General features: G+C 62.8%; 18 protein-coding genes. 17 read left to right on the forward strand and 1 reads right to left on the reverse strand.

The window, feature by feature from the left end; translation table 11 throughout:
* The first annotated feature begins 34 nt into the window (after nucleotides 1–34).
* From AC0ZT5_RS28440 to AC0ZT5_RS28475, 8 genes are all read left to right on the forward strand, one after another.
* Nucleotides 35–781, forward strand: coding sequence for a maleate cis-trans isomerase family protein (locus AC0ZT5_RS28440; RefSeq protein ID WP_488499125.1), 747 nt, complete (start codon nucleotides 35–37; stop codon nucleotides 779–781).
* Nucleotides 782–1,016: 235 nt separating this feature from the next.
* A complete protein-coding gene (locus AC0ZT5_RS28445; protein WP_488499126.1) occupies nucleotides 1,017–2,069 on the forward strand; it encodes a 2,5-dihydroxypyridine 5,6-dioxygenase NicX family protein in 1,053 nt (350 codons plus the stop codon).
* A 17-nt stretch (nucleotides 2,070–2,086) separates the two neighbouring features.
* A complete protein-coding gene (locus AC0ZT5_RS28450; protein ID WP_488499127.1) occupies nucleotides 2,087–3,397 on the forward strand; it encodes an acyl-CoA dehydrogenase family protein in 1,311 nt (436 codons plus the stop codon).
* 6 nt (nucleotides 3,398–3,403) lie between these two features.
* A complete protein-coding gene (locus AC0ZT5_RS28455) occupies nucleotides 3,404–4,693 on the forward strand; it encodes an alpha/beta fold hydrolase (protein WP_488499128.1) in 1,290 nt (429 codons plus the stop codon).
* Entirely contained in the window at nucleotides 4,690–5,379 is a 690-nt protein-coding gene (locus tag AC0ZT5_RS28460) for a TetR/AcrR family transcriptional regulator (protein ID WP_488499129.1), read from the forward strand. Before AC0ZT5_RS28455 ends, AC0ZT5_RS28460 begins: the two co-directional genes overlap by 4 nt.
* Entirely contained in the window at nucleotides 5,369–6,709 is a 1,341-nt protein-coding gene (locus tag AC0ZT5_RS28465) for a glutamine synthetase family protein (RefSeq protein WP_488499130.1), read from the forward strand. The genes AC0ZT5_RS28460 and AC0ZT5_RS28465 overlap by 11 nt, the downstream gene beginning before the upstream one ends.
* Before the next feature lie 6 nt (nucleotides 6,710–6,715).
* Entirely contained in the window at nucleotides 6,716–7,882 is a 1,167-nt protein-coding gene (locus AC0ZT5_RS28470) for a LysR substrate-binding domain-containing protein (protein WP_488499131.1), read from the forward strand.
* Nucleotides 7,883–7,985: 103 nt separating this feature from the next.
* Nucleotides 7,986–9,419 carry an APC family permease gene (locus tag AC0ZT5_RS28475; protein ID WP_488499132.1) on the forward strand — a complete coding sequence of 478 codons (1,434 nt, stop codon included), beginning with the start codon at nucleotides 7,986–7,988 and terminating at the stop codon, nucleotides 9,417–9,419.
* A gap of 148 nt (nucleotides 9,420–9,567) precedes the next feature.
* Here the strand turns inward: AC0ZT5_RS28475 and AC0ZT5_RS28480 are convergent, their stop codons facing one another.
* Complete coding sequence (locus AC0ZT5_RS28480; protein WP_488499133.1) at nucleotides 9,568–10,185, reverse strand: SdpI family protein; 618 nt, start codon at nucleotides 10,183–10,185, stop codon at nucleotides 9,568–9,570.
* A 372-nt stretch (nucleotides 10,186–10,557) separates the two neighbouring features.
* Here AC0ZT5_RS28480 and AC0ZT5_RS28485 point away from each other — a divergent pair, with 372 nt between their 5' ends.
* From AC0ZT5_RS28485 to AC0ZT5_RS28525, 9 genes are all read left to right on the forward strand, one after another.
* Complete coding sequence (locus AC0ZT5_RS28485) at nucleotides 10,558–11,073, forward strand: hypothetical protein (protein ID WP_488499134.1); 516 nt, start codon at nucleotides 10,558–10,560, stop codon at nucleotides 11,071–11,073.
* Between the two features lie 43 nt (nucleotides 11,074–11,116).
* A complete protein-coding gene (locus AC0ZT5_RS28490; protein ID WP_488499135.1) occupies nucleotides 11,117–11,662 on the forward strand; it encodes a hypothetical protein in 546 nt (181 codons plus the stop codon).
* Nucleotides 11,663–11,673: 11 nt separating this feature from the next.
* Nucleotides 11,674–13,020 carry a radical SAM protein gene (locus AC0ZT5_RS28495; protein WP_488499136.1) on the forward strand — a complete coding sequence of 449 codons (1,347 nt, stop codon included), beginning with the start codon at nucleotides 11,674–11,676 and terminating at the stop codon, nucleotides 13,018–13,020.
* Between the two features lie 44 nt (nucleotides 13,021–13,064).
* On the forward strand, nucleotides 13,065–14,228 hold the full coding sequence (locus AC0ZT5_RS28500; protein WP_488499193.1) for a radical SAM/SPASM domain-containing protein: 1,164 nt from the start codon (nucleotides 13,065–13,067) through the stop codon (nucleotides 14,226–14,228).
* Nucleotides 14,229–14,404: 176 nt separating this feature from the next.
* Nucleotides 14,405–15,448, forward strand: coding sequence for a hypothetical protein (locus tag AC0ZT5_RS28505; RefSeq protein ID WP_488499137.1), 1,044 nt, complete (start codon nucleotides 14,405–14,407; stop codon nucleotides 15,446–15,448).
* The gene (locus tag AC0ZT5_RS28510) at nucleotides 15,445–16,530 is read left to right on the forward strand and encodes a hypothetical protein (protein ID WP_488499138.1); all 1,086 of its coding nucleotides are present in this window, start codon (nucleotides 15,445–15,447) and stop codon (nucleotides 16,528–16,530) included. The genes AC0ZT5_RS28505 and AC0ZT5_RS28510 overlap by 4 nt, the downstream gene beginning before the upstream one ends.
* Complete coding sequence (locus tag AC0ZT5_RS28515) at nucleotides 16,523–17,068, forward strand: hypothetical protein (protein ID WP_488499139.1); 546 nt, start codon at nucleotides 16,523–16,525, stop codon at nucleotides 17,066–17,068. The genes AC0ZT5_RS28510 and AC0ZT5_RS28515 overlap by 8 nt, the downstream gene beginning before the upstream one ends.
* Before the next feature lie 73 nt (nucleotides 17,069–17,141).
* The gene (locus AC0ZT5_RS28520) at nucleotides 17,142–17,714 is read left to right on the forward strand and encodes a hypothetical protein (protein WP_488499140.1); all 573 of its coding nucleotides are present in this window, start codon (nucleotides 17,142–17,144) and stop codon (nucleotides 17,712–17,714) included.
* The gene (locus tag AC0ZT5_RS28525) at nucleotides 17,698–19,635 is read left to right on the forward strand and encodes a RiPP maturation radical SAM C-methyltransferase (protein WP_488499141.1); all 1,938 of its coding nucleotides are present in this window, start codon (nucleotides 17,698–17,700) and stop codon (nucleotides 19,633–19,635) included. Before AC0ZT5_RS28520 ends, AC0ZT5_RS28525 begins: the two co-directional genes overlap by 17 nt.
* Nucleotide 19,636: the final 1 nt, after the last annotated feature.

The raw sequence follows: 19,636 nt of genomic DNA on the forward strand, positions 1-19,636 counted from the left end.
TCACCAGCAGCGACACGCCAGAGGACGGATAAGGATGCCGAAGACCTATCGGATCGGACAGATCGTGCCTTCCTCCAATACCACCACGGAAATCCCGGCGATTTTCCGTAGCCGCGAGACAATCCTGCCAGAACGCTTCACTTTCCATTCCAGCCGAATGCGAATGAAAAAGGTGGTCAAGGAAGAGCTCGAGGCCATGGATCGCGACAGCGACCGCTGCGCGGCCGAACTTTCGGATGCTCGCGTCGACGTCCTCGGCTACGCCTGTCTGGTCGCCATCATGAGCATGGGCAAGGGTTATCACCGCACCTCGGAAGCCCGGCTGCACCAGCGTACCGCGGAGAACGGCGCGCCAGCTCCCGTTGTTACCAGTGCCGGCGCTCTCGTCGACGGCCTTAAGGTCCTGGGAGCCAAGAAGATTTCAGTCATATGCCCGTACATGAAGCCGCTCACGCAACTGGTGGTCGACTACATCGAGCACGAGGGGATAGCGGTGAAGGACTTCATCGCGCTTGAAATCCCCGACAACATCGAGGTCGGCAGGCACGATCCGGACAAACTGCTCGATATCTACAGGCAAGTCGACACGACGTGCATCGACGCGTTTGTCGCATCGGCCTGTGTGCAGATGCCGTCCTTGCCCATAATTGACAGGCTTCAGCAGGCATTGGGCCTTCCAGTTGTCAGCGCGTCCGTCTGTACGGGTTTTCAACTGATGTCGAGGCTTGGATTGAAAGCCGCGTCGCCCGGCGCCGGCGAACTGCTCTCCGGTCGCTACTAGACCAATTCAGGGTTGGCCAGGCGACGATGACGGCTCTGACAGCCGGCCCGCCGAGGGTTCGGCTCAGCAGTCAGTTGCGGTGACGATCCCACTGGATCTGAGCGCAGAAATCAACTGGCTATCGAAAATACGAAAAATCTTCGAAAATTTCATTGACAAGTCGCCGCAAAACTGAAAACTTAACTCACAAGTTAAGAAATCCGAAACAAGCCGGATCGTCAATGGGAGTTTAGCGATGTTGCAAGAGCGCATCGAAGGACGCTGGCTGGACTGCTTCCGGCGCGTCTTCGCGCTGAATGCGATCGGCAAGGGGACGAGGGTCGCGATCCTGTCCGAGACGCAGTCGCGTCCGGTGCTGATCCACCTCTCGGAACTCGCCCTGCACGACCAAGGCGCCGAGTTCTGCATGATCCAGATGCCGACGCCGCGCCAGACGGCGCCGGTGCCGGTGAAATCCACCGGCACCTCCTGGGCAATCCAGGGCAACCGCGCTGTTATCGAGACGCTGAAGCGCGTCGAGGTCATCGTCGACTGCACGGTCGAAGGGCTTATCCATGCTCCGGAATGGCCCGAGATCGAGGCGGCCGGCGGCACGCGCCTGCTTGTGATCTGCAACGAGCATCCCGAGATCCTGGAGCGCACGGAGCCGACGGCCGATCTTGGCCCGAAGGTGGCGCTGGGCGTGCGTATGCTGCGCGAGGCGAGCGAGATGCGCGTCACCTCGCCGGCCGGGACCGATCTGGTCATCGACCTGCGCAACGCACCTTGCGGCGGCACACCTGGCTTCGGAACGACGCCGGGATCGGTGGCGCACTGGCCGGGCGGGCTCTGCCTCGCCTTCCCCGGAAGGAACTGCGTCAACGGCCGGATCGTGATGGACGTGGGCGACATGAACCTGACGTTCAAGACGACGCTTGCGAGCCGCATCGATTTCACCGTCGAGGACGACTTCGTCACCGCGATCAAGGGCGACGGCGTCGATGCTATCCATTTCCGCGAATACATGGAGGCCTGGAACGACCGCAACGCCTACGGCATGAGCCACGTCGGCTGGGGCATGCACCCGCGCGCCCGGTGGGTCTCGGCCGCCATGTACGACAAGCGTGACATGCAGGCGGTGGAGTTCCGCGCCCTGGCAGGATCGTTCCTGTGGTCCACGGGGGCGAACCAGTATGCCGGCCGCTACACGCTCGGTCATTTCGACCTGCCGATGCGCAACTGCACGATCACATTGGACGGGAAAGTCGTCGTCAGTGACGGCGTCCTGCAAGGCGAATTGGCGTCCTGACGCCCTCGGAGAAAACCATGAGCGATATCGTTGATTACTACGACCTCTCACGCATCCGCCCCGAGGTGCAGGCCAAGCTGCGGCTGGTGAACGAGCTTGGCCGCGACAAGTTCGCGGCGCGCGCCAAGGGGATCGACGATGACGCCTCCTTCCCGGTCGAGAACTACAAGGATCTGGCGGCCGAGGGCTTTCTCGGCCTCTGCATCCCTGAGGAATTCGGCGGCTGGGGCTATTCGATGTTCGAATATGCCATGGTCGGCGCCGAGATCGGCAAATATTGCGGCGCCACCGCGCTGACCTTCAACATGCACAACTCGTCCATGGCCTGGTCACGCTTCATGGTCGACATGCCGAACCTGACACCTGAGGAGAAGGCTGCATTCGCGCCGCTGCGCGAGCGCCAGTTCCGCCGCGCCATCGCCGAAAAGGCGATCTATTCGCAGCCGATCTCCGAGGGCGGACAGAACTGGACTTCGAAGCCGAACCAGACGCAGTGCCGCAAGACGGACGGCGGCTGGAAGGTCAACGGCTTCAAGAAGTTCGCCTCGCTCGCCGGCTATTGCGACTATTACACCATCGTCTGCACGGAGGTGTTCGAAGGCCAGGAGCCGCGTCACGAGGACACGATGCTGTTCGTCGTCCACAAGGACGCGCCGGGCCTCAGCGTCAAGGGTGACTGGGATCCGCTCGGCATGCGCGGCACCAACAGCCGCGACCTCATCCTGAAGGATGTCTTCGTTACCGAGCAGGACATGCTGATGCCGCGCGGCATCTTCGGCAAGACCCTGCCGAACTGGCCGCATATGATGATCACACTGTCGCCAACCTACATGGGCGTGGCGCAAGGCGCCTTCGACTTCATGGTGGATTACCTGAAGGGCAAGATCCCGGGTCAGCCGTCCATCGACCGGCGCATGTATGCGACCAAGCGCGTCGCCGTCGGCAAGATGTATGCGCGGCTCGCCAACATGCGCGCGCTCTGGTGGCAGGCTTTCAGCGAAGCCAAGGGCTTCCCGACCAAGGGCGAGGTGCTGCGCATGTACGCCGCCCAATACAACGTCATGGAGGGTGCGGCCGAGATGACCTCTATGGCGATCCGAACCTGCGGCGGCCAGTCGATGCTGAAGTCCTTGCCGCTGGAGCGAATGTACCGCGACAGCCGATGCGGCGCGCTGATGCTGCCTTACACCTCGGAGATCATGGAAGACTACCTTTCGGTCCTCGCACTCTATGACATGGACGAGATCGATTCCGCTCCGGGCGACGAAGGCGGCGCCCGCATGTCGCTGTGGCGCGGCGATCACGGCGCCTTGCGGTCGGTCCGGTAGACGCCGATGACACGCGAAACGGTCGAGGTCATCGGCGCCTGCGCCGCCTCACCGGAGGCGGTATGGTCCATCGTCGCGGATTTCTGCGGTCGATGGCACCCGGTCATCGCGACCATGCGCGCGGAGCACGACGAGCGCGGTGCGCTGGTCCGCAGCTTCACCATCAACGGCGAGGACACCGTCTATCGCGAGCAGCTCACCTGGCTTAGCGACAGCGAGCGCACGCTCGCCTATACGCATCTCCAAGGCATCGCCGGCGCCGAGGCCTATGACGGCCGCATCGCCATCGCCGCCGACGGTCGGGGCGGCTGCATCGTGCGCTGGAGCGTAGATGTAGAGGCGGCCTCCCCGCGATTGCAGGAAATCTGCAAGGGCACGAAAGCGATCTTCGAGATGGGCATCGCCGCGCTTTCGGAGAAAGCGCTTAAGGTCCGCAGCGCGGAGCCGCCGCCTCTACCCGCCCCTGTTGCCATGCGCGACATCGTCATCGATGGCGATCCCCGCCTCGGGCTGACAACGACGCCGGACAGCGATGGGCCGCTCTGCCTGTTCCTGCACGGCATAGGCGGATCGCGTGGCAACTGGCTGCAGCAACTCGCGGCCGCCGGCAGCGTGATGCGTGCGGCCGCACTCGACCTGCGAGGCTATGGCGGCAGCGCGCTCGGGCGAAACCAGTCGACGGTGGACGACTACTGCGCCGATATTTTGCGGGTGAAGGAAAACTTCGGCGCCGACCGGCTGGTTCTGGTCGGCCTTTCCTATGGCTCGTGGATCGCCACCTCTTTCGCCATGCGTTATCCGCACATGCTGGCCGGGCTGGTCCTGTCGGGCGGCTGCACCGGCATGTCGGAAGCCAGTTCAGAGGAACGCGAGGCCTTCCGCGTCAGCCGCAAGGTGCCCCTCGATGCCGGCCAGACGCCGGCCGACTTCGCGCCGGCGGTGGTGAAAGTGCTGGCAGGACCGAACGCTTCGGACGAGGTGAAGACGCAGCTCCTCCAGTCGATGGCGGCGATCCCGTCGGCGAGCTACCGCGACGCGCTGGTCTGTTTCACCAATCCGTCCGAGCGTTTCGATTTCTCACGCCTGACCATGCCGGTGCTGATGATGACCGGCGAACACGACCGGCTGGCTCCGCCGTCGGAGATCCGCGGTGTCGCCGAGCGAATATTGGGCCAGGTCTCCCGGCCCGACATCCGCTACGAGACCATCGCGGATGCCGGCCATGTCTGCAATGTCGAGCAGCCCGAGGCCTACAGCCGGATCCTGCTGGACTTTCTGGGGAACCTGCCGAGATGACCGCCTTGTCCCGCCGACAGCAAAACAAGATCGAGCGCGAGCGCCGCATCCTGGCGGCCGCTTTGAAGGTCTTTTCCGAAACAGGCTATTCCGGCGCCAACATGGATGCCGTTGCTATCGAGGCGGGACTGTCGAAGCCGACGCTTTACCAGTACTTCCAGTCAAAGGAGGCGCTGTTCTCGGCCATGATGCTGGGCGAGCGCGACCAGATGCTTGATATCTTCGAACATCCTTCCGAGCGCGGGATGGTGGCCGACCTCCTTGAGTTTTCCTGGGACTATGCCGACACGGTGCTGCGTCCGGACCTCCTGTCCCTGGCCAGGCTCATCATCGGCGAGGTGCAGCGCTTTCCGGAGATCGGCCGCGCCTATCAGGAGGTGGGCCCGGACCGCCTGCTGCGCGGCATCATGGATTATCTGGAAGGCCAGCGGCGCGTGGGCCGACTGGCTTTCGACGACGCCGAACTGGCGGCACAGGATCTGTGGGGCCTGATCCTTTCGGCACCGCGCACCAAGGCCCTCTACATGCCGGATCGTTTCCCGTCGCGCGCCGAGGTCGCCCGCTATCTGAACAACGGCCTGCGCGTATTCCTCAAGGCCTATTCGACACAGCCCGAGACCGATCTCGCCGAACTCGCGCGACTTATCGGCGCCCATTCCCTCAATCAGGTGCAACATGACAGTTGACGATTACCTGGCCGATCCGGCCAGCCGCTTTGCCACGGTTGCGATGACCGACACCAATGGGCTGCTGCGCGGGCAGATGGTCTCGACCAGCAGCCTGAAAGGCATCGCGAAAAACGGCATGGGCATGGCTCCCGCGCAACTGGCGCTGGACCCGACCGATGTGATGCTCATCATCCCGGGCGTCAACGACGACAAGGGCGATTTTCACGATGACCCCTTGCAGGTCGACCCGAATTCTGGCCGCCGCCTGCCATGGTCGAAGCCGGGGCATGACCTGCTGGTCCTGTCCAACTATACCGGCGCCTCGGCACAGATATGTCCGCGGGCGATCCTGAAATCGGTGCTGGCCCGCGCCGGCGAAGCAGGGCTGGTGCCGAAATACGGAATGGAGCTGGAATACACACTTTTCGACGAGACACCGGAAAGCGCGAAGGCGAAGGGCTACCGCAACCTCAAGACAGCGACGGCTCACGCCAGCCACGACCTGATCCTCTATCAGGTTGTCCAGACCGAATGGTACGAGGCGCTGGCCGCAATCTGCGAGCCGCTGAAGATCGACCTCGCCAAGATGCACGAGGAGATCGGCGCAGGCTTCATGGAGGCCTGCATCGGAGCAGGCGTAGGTACGGAACCGGCCGACCAACTCGTCCTCTTGAAGAACTTCATCCGCGCGCTGGCGTTGCGGCAAGGCCGGTCCGTCACCTTCATGCCGCGCTGGAACGAAAAGGCGGACAGCCAGTCGATCCATTTGCACATCAGCCTGAAGGACAAGGATGGCAAGACGCTGTTTTGGGATCCAAAGGAAAAGAACGGCGTCAGCCGCACCTTCCGCCACTTCCTTGGCGGTCTCCAAGCCTATATCGGCGACATGACGCTGGTCTTCCAGCCGACGGTGAACAGCTACCGCCGCTTCGCACCGGGCACCTTTGCGCCGCCCGGCCTGACCTGGGGTTTTGAAAACCGCACCACATGCTTTCGCCTGGTCGGCCATGACGCAGGAACGCTGCGGGTGGAAAATCGCCTGCCGGGCGCCGATTCCAACCCTTATCTCTCGGCCGCGGCCACAATCGCCGCCGGGATCGCCGGTGTCATAGGCGAGATCGAGCCCGACGCCGAGACCATCGGCTCAGGCTATGCGCAGAAACCCGCCCGCGACTTCGCCCGCTCGATGCCAGAGGCGATCGAACGGCTGCGCGGATCGAGTTTCGCAAAGGACTGGCTGGGGCCGCGCTTTGTCGAGGCGTTCACGGCCACCCGCGAGTGCCAGCACGACGAATTCCGCCGCAAGGTTCCGGACGTGGAACTGGAACGTTTCTTCGACCTGGGGTGAACGACCATGGATACCGACCTGCGCGCCCGTTTCATCGAAGGCATGAGCCGCGTTGCCGCGGCGGTCACCGTGGTGACCACGGACGGCGAGGCAGGTCGTTTCGGTGTGACCGTTTCATCGATGACGTCGGTGTCGGCCGACACCAGCCGGCCCTCCTTGCTGATCAGCGTCCATCACCTCAGCCCCGCATGCGAGGCGATCAAGAGGAACAGGCGGTTCTGCGCCAATGTGCTCAGCGGCAATCAGAGCTTCGTCTCGGATCTCTTTTCCGGCCGTCTCAAACATCTGAACGACGACAGGTTCGGCGCGATCGCCTGGCACCCCGGTGCTACCGGCGCGCCGGTCATCGATGGCGCCGTCGTTTCGCTCGATTGCGAACTCAAGACAGCCTTGCTGTGGGGAACCCATTTCCTGTTCATCGGCGAGGCCGAGACCATCGACCTTTCGGCGCAGCGCTCGCCGCTGGTTTACGGCAATCGCGGCTACCGGCGCGCCATCCCGATCGCGCCGGATGACCATCGGCCGCCGCACCCGGCGAACCACCTCAGCATCGGCTTTTTCATCACGCTTGGGCCGCAGTTCGTGCCGGCGCTTGTCGCCGGCTTTGCGAGCCAGCAGCCTGATGTCGACATCCGTCTTCTGGAAGCCGACCACGACGACCTTATCGAACAGATGCGCGCCGGCAGGATCGAGGCGGCCATCACCTTCGGACAGGTGAACGAGCCTGATCTCGACGCCGAACTCATCTGCCCGCCGGCTCCCCATGTGTTGTTGAGCGCCAATCACGCGCTGGCGGAAAGGCCCCGTCTGCGGCTCGCCGACCTGGCGGACCTACCCATGATACTGCTCGACTATCCTTCCGTCCGCGTGGCCACGGATGCCTTGTTCAAGCGCAACGGGCTTCCGCCGCTCATTCGCTTTCAGTCGCCATCCTTCGCCATGGTGCGAGGTCTGGTCGCCCACGGGCTTGGATATTCCATCGTTCCGCAGGCGCCGCAGACCAGGACCGCCCACGACGGCAAGGAGATCCTAGCCATACCTCTGGATGACGACTTTCCCGAGGGGGCGGTCATCGCGATCACGCCGCGCGGCAATCAAAGGAGCGATTCGGTCGAGCACTTTCTCGCCAGGTGCCGGGGTTCCTTCGGGCATCTCGCCAACGGAGAGGAATGACGGCCGGGGCCGGACGGCCGTGTGAACGAAAACAGACGTCAACCAACAACCAACAATGGACCGGTCAATCGGCCATGGGGAACACAGAGGGAGAACCACCCAAATGAGTACCGCAGGAACCAACCAACTTCGCAGGAATTCACTGGGCCTGATCGCCGTGACCTTTATGGTCATCTCGGCAGCGGCCCCGCTTACCGGCGTTGCCGGCGCGATGCCGCTGGCGTTCATGCTGGGCAACGGCGCCGGCATTCCGGCAACCTTCATCTTCGTGACGCTGGTGATGCTTGCCTTTTCGGTCGGCTACGTGGCGATGTCGCGGCATGTCACCAATGCCGGCGCCTTCTACGCCTATGCCGCGCGCGGTCTCGGCGGGCGGGTCGCCGGCGCCGTGGCGCTCGTGGCGGTGGTTGCCTATAACGCCATGCAGTTTGGACTGATCGGCCTCCTGGGCGGCATTGCCGCTGGTGTCTTCGGCGAACTCGGGCTGACCCTGCCCTGGTGGGGATGGAGCCTGATCGCCGTCCTGCTGGTCGGCATACTCGGCTACCGTCAGGTCGACCTGTCGGCAAAGGTTCTGGTCGTGGCCGTCGCGCTCGAATACCTGATCGTCCTGGTCGTGGATTTTGCAATTCTCGGCAAGGGCGGCGCGCACGGGCTGGCGCTGAACCTGTTCGATCCGAACGCGATGTTTTCAGGTTCGCTGACTGCCGCGATCCTGTTTTGCCTGGGATCCTTCATCGGCTTCGAAGCGACGACGATCTACGCCGAGGAAGCCCGCGACCCGGAGAAGACCATTCCGCGCGCCACCTATCTTTCGGTGCTGATGATCGGCATCTTCTTCGTTTTCACCACCTGGCTGATGATCGTTGGCATAGGCTCCGAGAAACTGGTGCCGACCATCCAGGGCTACGGCGATCCCTCGGCACTCTTCTTCGATCTTGCTGGGCGCTATGTCGGCGGACCCGTGCCGACCGTCGCCGGCATTCTGCTGGTGTCGAGCCTGTTTGCCGCGCTGTCGGCCTTCCACAACTACATCGCTCGATACAGCTACGTGGCGGGACGCGAAGGCCTGCTGCCCGCTGCCTTCGGCCGCACCCACGCGGATCACCAGAGCCCGCACATCGGCTCGGTCGCTCAGACAATCGGCGCCCTGGTCGTGCTGGCGATCTTCGCCGGACTCGGACTCGACCCGGTGCTCAACATGTTCACCTGGATCAGCCAGGTCGGCACGCTCGGCGTCCTCGGCATGATGACCGTCACCTCGCTCGCGGTCATCGTGTTCTTCCGCAAGAAACACATCGGCGCGCCGGCGCTGTCGACCGTGATCCTGCCTGCCTTGTCAGGGCTCATCATGGCCGCACTGTTCATCTATATCTTCCTGCATTTCGGCGACCTCACCGGCACCACCGGGGGCGTGCTCGGGATCATCCTGCCGGCGTTGATTCCGGCCGCCGCCGTGGTCGGATACATGTTGGCGTTGCGGCTGGAGAGGGCCGATCCCGTCCGCTTCGCCAATATGGGAGTAAACCAGATTTAGGAAACGATGGACGGAATCGAATTCCGTTCGGAAGATGGCGGCAGCGCTAAATAATCGCGCTGCCGCGATCGGACTGGATGACGCCCCGTGCGAGACGTCCTCAGCCAAGTGGCTTCGACTGCTGAACGGGGCCAGCCTGGATTGCGTATCACCCTGAGCCGTTCCGGCGCCGGGATATCCACCACGAATAGGCCACACATGCGAGTGCTGCGGTCAGCAGGATAGCCAGCACCGCCGGGCCGACGCGATCGTCCGACAAGCCGAAAAGAGGCAGCGACACGGTGAGCAGCCCCGCCGCTGGAAAGACGAGGCCGCCGAAACGGTGAGTTCTCGTCCAGACGTCCCGATCCGCAAGGGTCCAGGGTGTTCTGATGCCGAACCATCGGTTGGGCTGCAGGAGCGGCATTCGAGCACCGACGACGGTCATGATCACGCCGAGGACAATGGGCATCAGCCGAAGGCGGTTCGTCTGGAATCCAAGCGCCGAAGCAATCAAGAAGGCCTGCAGCAGGATGAGCAGCAAAAGGCCGATGAGCCACGCCTGGTCCGGCGCAAAACTTCTTGCGGGTTCGCCGGGTGCCTGCCTGTTCTCGACCCGGCGTCTCGGCCACAGTTGCAGGACCATCCACAGCACGGCGAGCAGTGCCGGCGCACCGAGCAATGCGACCCACCGGCCCGCAAAGACGTCCGCTTCGCCCGACGCCGACCAGTGGACCGCAACGCGTGCATCCGGCGACGTGAAAAGTGCCGCGACGATGCCGCTCAATACCATCACAATGAGCGCTGTCAGCCTTCGGTGAATGAGAGCTCTCCTGTTCGACCATTTGCCGGTTCGGGCTGCCGGTCCGCAGCGCCGCGTCCGCTCGCGCTACCGCAAGGGGATGCTGCGCCGAATCGGCGTCAGGATCAACGGCATGGCCAAACACGGCCTCGCATTCGATGTGAGCCTGATTGTAAACCCTTTCTTAACTCACATTAGCAACGGATAAATAACGTACTTTTCTTGCCTGAAAACTGGCGATAGGGTAGTAATCTTTAAGTTTCCGCCGCGAATTTGGAAACAATATTACGCTGGCGAACTGACGATTGTCACATTCGAGAGGCATGGCCAACGCGCTCAGCGTAGGGGGAACCTATGGTGTCGCCTTATGCAGATTTCATAAAGAAGCTCCACAGGGACAAAGCGTTCCGGCAGGCATTCGCCGATGATCCGCGCGGCGTTCTTCGCGCGAGCGGGCTCGATCCAGATCTCCTTGACCTGCCTTCCAAGATCGATTTCGACGCGCTGGAACGGCGTATCGACGCGCAAATTTCCTCCGCTCCGCCGGATGCGGCCACACTGAGGCATGCGTCGGCACAGGAACTGTGGGACAAGTTCAATTTCATCCGCGTCAACTATGATCTTGCGTCGCCGTCGATCCCAGCGACGAGCATCATCTACGGTACGACGGCAACCACCTCCGTCATATCCCTTGTTACGGCGCAGGGCAGCGCAGCCCGCACGGATGTGGAGTTGGCGCGTCTCGGCCGGTTGCGCAAATTGACCCGGCTGCCAGCAACGGCCCTCAGTTTTACGGTGAGCGGACCAGACGGGAGATCACTGCACGGCCTCGGCATCGAAGCGATCAAGGCGCTGGTCGGCCGCCTGCGCTGAGCGGCCCGACGCCCGCAAGCATGCGAAGAACAAGGAGCTTGTCATGGGAACCGAAGCGGCGAGTTTCATCAACCGGTTGCGCAAGGACAAGGACTTTCGCCACCGCTTTGTCCAATCGCCCAAGGACGTGTTGTCCGAAGAGGGGCTGAACCCCGACGTGCTGGCGCTTCCCGACCGCATCGACGAACGGGATCTGCTGAAGAAACTCGAACACGTGTTTTCAGGGCGAGAGTGGCAAGACGAGTTCGCACGGGCCAAGCCGGAGACGTTGACGGCAGGGGAGTTGTGGGAGCGGTTCGGCGTAATCGGCTGGAAGGGGTCGGCAGCCGGGGGCGGCAAACCCGGGATCGACGTGTCGGTTGCCTCGGCGGTGGTCATCTACGGCGTCTCCGTGGTGACGTCCTCATCTACGCAAGTGGCGGCAGCCGGATCATTGGCCCTGACATCGGTCGAGCAGTTGAGGTCACTGCGCGAACTGGCTCGCTTTCCAAAGGAGAAGCTCAGCTTCTCCATCGTCGGGCCGGATGGCGTTGCCATCGAGGGGGTGAACGCCGACATGCTCGCCGCCTTTCTCGCACGTGTGAAGTGATGGTGCGCCCAATGCTTGACGTCTACGATGGCGATCCGACGAAGACGGTGCGCTGGTGGTCCGGCCCGTCCGAGCCACCACGCGTCTGCGTCTGGGAAATCACGCTGAAGTGCGATCTCGGATGCCGGCATTGCGGTTCGCGGGCAGGCGCCGAACGCCCTGGTGAGCTGACGCTCGAGGAGGCGCTCGACACCGTGAAGCAGCTTGCGGCGCTTGGCGTTCGCGAGGTCACGCTGATCGGCGGCGAGGCCTATTTGCGGGATGACTGGGTCGACATCGCCAGCGCAGTCACCAAGGCCGGAATGGCCTGCACCATGGTGACGGGCGGCTATCGCTTCGATGATTTCCGCATCCAGGAAGCGCTCGCGGCCGGCATCAGGCGGATCGGCCTGTCGATCGACGGCATCGGCGCGACGCACGACCACCTTCGCGGCCGCATCGGCAGCTACGAAGCAGCACTCGACGCAGCGAGACGGATCATGGCCACTGGCCGGATCGGCCTCAGCGTCAACACCCAGATCAACCGGCTTAGCCTGCCGGAATTGCCAGCGCTTGCCGACCTGTTGATCGAGATCGGCGCGAGCGCCTGGCAAGTGCAGCTGACGGTCGCGCTCGGCCGCGCGGCAGACCGCCCGGGCCTTCTGCTGCAGCCCTACGATATGCTCAACGTGATGCCGCTGCTCGCAAGGCTCAAGCGGACGGTGCTGGAGCCGGGCGGCGTCCAGCTCTTCCCTGGCAACAACATCGGCTATTTCGGTCCGCACGAGCCCTATCTGCGCTACGGCGGCGCCGACGGGCATACATGGAGCGGTTGCCTCGCGGGCCAGGCTGCGCTGGGCCTTGAAGCCGATGGCACATTGAAGGGCTGTCCCTCCTTGCCGAGCGCCGACTATGGTGCGGGCTCGGTGCGCACCAGCTCTATCGAGGACATGTGGCGGTCGAGTGAGCGTATGCGCGGCCTCGGCGCCAGGACGCGCTCCGATCTGTGGGGTTTCTGCGCCACCTGCGAACACGCCGATCGCTGCAAGGCCGGCTGCACATGGACGGCACATGCGCTGTTCGGGCGCCCCGGGAACAACCCGTTCTGCCACCACCGGGCACTGACGCTCGCGGGACAGGGCCTGCGCGAGCGGATCCGTCTGGTCGAGCGTGCCCCCGGCGTGCCGTTCGACTACGGCCGCTTCGAGATCATCGAGGAGCCGCTCGATGGCGAGGAGGGCAATCAAGGCGGGCTCGAGGAGCTTGCCGCGCTTGCGACGCTCTTGGGCGCGGCCGGCGGTGGCGTCTGGTCGAACGCCGGGCTGCGGGCGGCGACGGCAAAGACGGCGCAGCCCCGTCACCGGGAGGCCGCACGATGAATGCGACCGGTACCGACCTTCAACGCCCGCTCGAACTGGGAATCATGTTCACGCACCGTTGCCCGATCGCCTGCCGCCATTGCGGCATCCTTTCCGGCCCGGACAATTTCGACAGCATGGCCATGGAATTGGCGGAGCGCTGCATCACCGAGGCGGCCTCACTCGATCCCAGGCCGTCGACGATCGTCTTCACCGGCGGCGAGCCGATGATGTACCCGCAACACCTGGAGCGCCTGCTTGGCGTGGCCAACCAGCTGGGATTTGCGACACGGGTGATCACCAACGGTTTTTGGGGCCGCAATCAAGCCACCGGTCGGCGCCTTCTCTACCGGCTCCAGCTCGCCGGGCTTGATTCCCTCAACTTCAGTGCCGACAAATTTCACCTGGAATTCCTTCCGGCCGAGGTTTTCCGTCGCGCAATCGAGATCGCCTGGGAAGCCGGCTTTCCGGTCATCGTCAACACGGTCCTCAATATGCCGGGCGATCCTGTCGCCCTGTTCTCGCAACTTTACGGCATACCCACCGAGAAGATCCGCCTCTTCGACGAGGACGAGTTCATCAGGCAGGTGGCTACCGATACAGTGCCGCCCGAATTGACCCAGATGGTGAACCTCTCGTTTGGCAGGCTTGTCGGCCTCGGACGCGCCGCCGAATACCCCGAAGAGCACTACCGCTCGGATCTCGCCACCTACACGTACACGCCTTGCCAAGAAGTGGTGAACCGACCGGTCATCTACCCCGACGGCAGTTTTCAGGCGTGCTGCTGCGCCGGCGGCAAGATCGCGAGCTTCACGGTCGGCAACGTGCGTGAGCGTTCGCTCGCGGATCTGTTTGACGAGATGCAAACGCGGACGCATTTCCGGTTCATAAATCAGTTCGGTCCGCGCGCACTCCATGAGGCGATTGCGGAAATGAGCCCAGATCGCTCCTCCGACCCTGACGGCTACGCCTCGATTTGCGACGTCTGCGTCGCGGCCACGAAAGGTTTGTGCGCGAAGGAAGTCGATGCGCGCCTCGATCACTGGCTGCTCAAGCGATTTCTCGAGAAGGATGAAATTTCGGTCGCGAGCGAACCGAAGCGGTCGGAGCTGGCGGAGCGTGACGGGGGAGGCGTGATCGCGGCCGGCCTTTTCGACACCGGCCGGCGACTGCCTGGCTCGCCGGAAGATATGAAAATTTCAACTGGATCGCTTGAACATGTAATATAAGTAACATATAATAAAAAAATCTGGAACAGTGCTAAAACCTGCGCTGATATTTAGTCGGCGCGGCATTTATATTTGTATAAACAGCAGATATATATCGAATCACTTGATTGGTATTTCTTAGTGCGGGTGTAATTCTGGAGTCAGGACGGATTTTCGGAGCATCGATGGTTATACCGATGCGGCAGGAGCGGCGTCCCATGAGTATGCTTTCCCCGGTTGACCAAGCGACGTCGTCGACGGTCGCGTGCTGTCTTGAGCTGGAAATACGCGACGAGCACGGACGGCTCCCGCAAGGAAACATGTTCCCGGTACTGACCCATCTCGACAGCGGACGCACATGGCGCATCCTTCGCTACGCCCGCGCCTTCGACGGTTTGCTGTTCAGGGCTTTGCCGCCCGGCAAGTTCAGACTGCATGTTGCGAGCCCGCGGCACGAAACGGTGGAGATGGAGATCATGCTTGCCGCGGGTGGGCGCGAGCGGATCAATCTGCAACTGAAAAGAAAGCCGGGGCGCCAACCGCTGATCATCGATATCGGGGCCGACGAGGATGCGCTGATCCCTGCCCGCCATTCGGTCTCTCGGCTCGTATCCTGTCTCCTCAGCGATCGCGCCGTCCTCAATGCGGTCGAGGCGCCGCTTGACGCGTTGGATGCGATCGAAAAAAGCGAGCGGCACCATGTCCGGCGGCTGCTTTGCATAGGATTTCCCACCCCGCGCCGGCCGCTTGCCCAGCGGCTGTTCTGGAGCATTGTCGACCGGCGCTGCCGTCTCGAGGCATTGCTCGCCACGGTGTTCGCCAATGTGGCGGTCACCGAAATGCTGAATTGTGAACCAGCTCAGGTGGCCGATGAAGCGCGGACGGCAGTCGACGGACTGGACCGCCTGGATATCGCCGACGCGTTGATGATGCTGGCGCTCTACAGCGCGCCATGGAAGGCGGTGATGTCCGAGGTTTGCCGCACCCAGGCCGGAATTCGCGACGTGCTTATTCCAGCCGGCCTTGCCCACATGCTGCAGCCCGATGCAAACCCGGCAATTCCGACGCGGCCGAGCGCGCGCGGGCGCTGGGCCGGCGAGCCGTCCGACCAGACCGTGCTCGAGGCAGGTCCGCTGATAGCGCGCATCGCCCTGGTGATAGCTGGCGCGTCAGAGGCACAGCCGGCCTATTTCGCGCTGTTCGACCCGGTCCTGAGAGAGATGCGGGAGGGCAACGCATGACCGCCGGCAGGAAACCAACCACGCTGACCTTGCTGACGTCCTACCAATGCACGGCGGCCTGCGAGAACTGCTGCTTCGCGTCGCATCCGGGGATCGCGGAGAAGCTGCCGTTGTGGCGCATGCTCGATGCCATTGAGCAGGCGGCGGAGATGCCGTCGATGAAGCTTGTGGTCTTCTCCGGCGGGGAATGCTTCATGCTGGAAGATGAACTTGTCGTGGCGGTTGCGCGCTGCACCGAGCGAGGGCTCGCCAGCCGGTGTGTCACCAACGGCTATTGGGCGAAATCGGTGCAAGCCGCGCACGCACGCCTCGAGCCGCTCTACAGGGCTGGCCTGCGTGAAATCAACTTGAGCACCGGCGACCACCATCAGCAGTTCGTACCGGTCGAGCGCATCGCCTATGGCGCAGCCGCAGCGATCAGGCTCGGCATGAATGCAGTCGTCGTGGTGGAACGCGAAATGGACCGGACTTTTCATGCCCAGGGACTGCTCTCTCACCCGGAGATGGCAGCGATCCGCGACCATCCCAACCTCATTGTGTTCGACAGTCCCTGGATGGCGATGGAGGATCGCGATTCCGTGCGGCATGGCCCCGCCAGCCTGACCAACCACCTGAACATTCACCGTCGCGCCCCGTGTGAAAGCGTGCTGGACACAATGGTGGTCAATCCGCGCGGCGAGGTCGGCGCCTGCTGCGGTTTGACGCGCGAACAGATTCCCGAAATGCAGATCGGATCGCTTCAAGACGCGACGCTCGTGGAACTCGCGGAAGCCGCCGGCAATGATTTCCTGAAGATATGGCTCGCGGTAGAGGGGCCGGAGCACATACTCGCCTGGGCTTCCACGATCGATCCACGCATCGACTGGGAGAACCGTTTCAATCATCACTGTGACGCATGCCGCGCGCTCTATGACGATGCATTGGTGCGCGACGTGCTTGCCCACCATTGGCGCGAGCGGCGCGACGACGTCCTTTACCGTTATCGGCTGGCTCATCAAAAACCCGAGGCAGAATGGCCGGACCAGTCCACCCGGCATACGCCAATCGCCTCATCCCGGCAGGAGGCCATAGACCATGCATGATAGCGATCTCATCAGAAAACTCGTCAGCGATAACCCTCCGGAAAAAGTCAGGAACCTGTCAGAAAGACTTGCGTCCGACCCGAGCCTACTCGAGAAATTCGTCGACAAACCGTCAGCGGTGCTGAAGGATCACGGCCTTGCGGTGAGCGGCGACATCAAGCTCGGCGACCGTGAAAAGGCGATGATCCGGATGTTCTCCGATCCTCGCGTCATCGAATTGTACAACAACGGCAAGATCGACGACCTGCGCGCCCACATCACGGACAAGTACAGGGAAATCGTGATCACCAATCCCGGCGACACACACGCAGTGGCGGTCGCGGACTTCGACGTGGCGATCGAGGTCGAGGTCGTCGCCGTTGCGGTGGCAGTCGCGGCGATCGTTGTAGCGGGTGCTGCCGACAGGTTTTCCAAGCTGGCAACGATCGAGGCCGAGGCGGGCATTCTCAGCGCCAAGGTGGCGGCGCTCGAGGCTCGGGTCAATCTTGTCGACAAGCTCGATGCGAAGGTCACCCGTCTCGAGCAGCGCATTCGCTGACGCGGCATCACTGGGTGGACGCCCATAGCGTTCACCCCCGTGTCTTCGTCCGTGTGGACACTGGAGGGCTGGTATGCGGCAAAGGGAACTGTTGCGGGAATTTGTGACGGCACCTCCACCGGTCGGGCTGGCCCGGCTGCGCGACGACATCGCTGCCGATCGCAGGGTGCTCGACAGTTTCTGCGATCATCCCGGAACGTTGTTGCGGACCTATGGCGTGGACGCCGACCAGACGATTGCGCTTGGCTACCGCGAGAAGGCAATCATCCGGCTGTTCTTCGACCCTCAGGTAGTCGAGCTGCATAGCCGTGGGGAACTCGACCGGCTGCGCGAGTACATCCTTGCGCATCATCCTGAAGTCGGCATCGCCAACCCGACCGACCTGGCCGGAGCGTTTGCCTATGTCGACGTCGACGTAGCGATCATTGCCGAAGCCGTGGCAGTGGCGGTTGCGGTGACGGCGATCGCCGTCACCGGTTCCTTCAAGTCTGGAAGCACGGTTGGCAAGGCGATCGAGCCTCTCGCCGCGCGCATTTCGGTTCTGGAGAGCCGGTTGGCGAGCCTTTCGCGGCTGGAAGTCCGCCTCGCCGAACTGGATCGGCGAACACAGCAAGCCTCGGAGGCCGCCAATGCGAAAGGCCGCTAATTCGAAAGTGCTGCTGTGCGTGATGCCGTTCCTGCCGATCGAAAGGCCGGCCCTGGGCGTAAGTCTGTTTGCCGCGCGTCTGCGACAGCAAGGCATTGCATGCGACGTATTCTACGCCAATCACCGCTTTGCCGACCGCATCGGCTTTCCGCTCTATCAGAGGATCGCGCAAAGCGCTCCGACGCACGACCTGCCGGGGGAATGGGTGTTCAGCCGCGCACTTTGGAGACACGACGCGCTACCCGACGAGGCCTTCGATAGATATGCCAGGACCACGCCGGGCGATTACTACCCCAACGCCTTCCTGGGCCAGATCCGCTACGCACGGGAGCAGGCTCCCCAGTACATCGACGATCTGGCGGAAACGATCGACCTCCAAGACGTCGACATTGTCGGTTTCTCGAGCACCTTTCAACAGAACCTCGCGAGCCTCGCCATGGCCAAGGCGCTCAAGGCGCGCGCGCCAAACCTCCATGTCGTGTTCGGCGGCGCCAATTGCGAGGGTGAGATGGGGCTTGAACTGCATCGCAGCTTCAGCTTCATCGACGCGGTCTGCCGCGGCGAGTCCGATACGAGTTTTCCGCAGTTGATCGAGGCCGTTCGCAAAGGTGCGGACATGTCCGCCATTGGCGGCCTTGTCTATCGCGGTTCGGGAGGAGAAACGGTCGAGAGCCTTGTGCCACAAGCCGCGATCCGCGACATGGACAGCCTCCCCTTCCCCGATCACAGCGATTTCCTCGCCGCGTTCGAGCGGTCCACGGCGCCGCAATTCATCGAACCGGAGCTGACCATCGAAACCTCGCGCGGATGCTGGTGGGGCGAAAAGCACCACTGCACCTTTTGCGGCCTCAACGGCCTCGGTATCGGCTACCGAGCAAAGTCGGCGGACCGCGCGCTGGCCGAGTTCCGCCATCTGCGCGACAGCACGGGGATTCATACCTTTTTCGCAACCGACAACATTGTCGACATGCGCTACTTCACGACGGTGTTTCCGTCCCTGGTGGAGGACGGCACCAAGCTGCAGCTGTTCTACGAGACCAAGGCAAACCTCAAGAAGGACCAGATCGGGGTTCTCAGACGCCTGGGAACGACCTGGATGCAGCCCGGAATCGAGCACCTGAACACGCATGTGCTCAAGCTCATGGACAAGGGCATTCGCGGCATCCAGAATGTGCAGACCTTGAAATGGGTCAGCCAGCACAAGATGCTGGTCACCTGGAACGTTCTCTGCGGCTTTCCTGGAGAACGGCCGGAGGACTATGAGGAAGCCATCCGATTCATGCGGTCGATACGTCACCTGACCCCGCCGTCGTCCTTCGCTGCGTTTCGGCTGGACCGATTCTCGCCGATGTTCGACCGGCCGGACGATTTCGGGCTTTCCGACATCAAGCCATACCCATCCTATGACCTTTGCTACCCGGGCGTTTCACCAGATGCACGGGCGCGCATCGCCTATTTCTTCACCTACCGCGGGACCACCGACGCGCAGACGCTGGAGGGGATCAATCGCGCCTGGCGCGAGGCGCAGGACTGGAAGCAGGAGCACCGGCACGCCGCGCTGAGCGCTATCGTCGGCACCGATCTGGTTACGATCATCGACCTGCGGCCGGATCACCCGGTTCGCCCTTACATATTGGTCGGGGACGATCGGCTCGTCTATCTCGGCCTCGACAGCATTCAATCCATTGCTTCTCTCACCGCCAATTTGCGCGGCGTTGCCCCCGATCACGCTTGGGACGAGGAAACCGTGGCCAAAACGGTGCAAGGCTTCATCCAAAACGACCTCGTTCTCCAGGAGGACGATCTCTACCTTGCGCTGGCGATCCAAGTTGCCGCCGACACGAGCCAGGATGCCGAGCACGTGGATATGGCGGCGCCATCGATGCGCTTTGCCCGACAAGACGAAGCGGCGGTGACCTGAG

Source organism: Mesorhizobium sp. CNPSo 4670 (genome assembly GCF_057784235.1).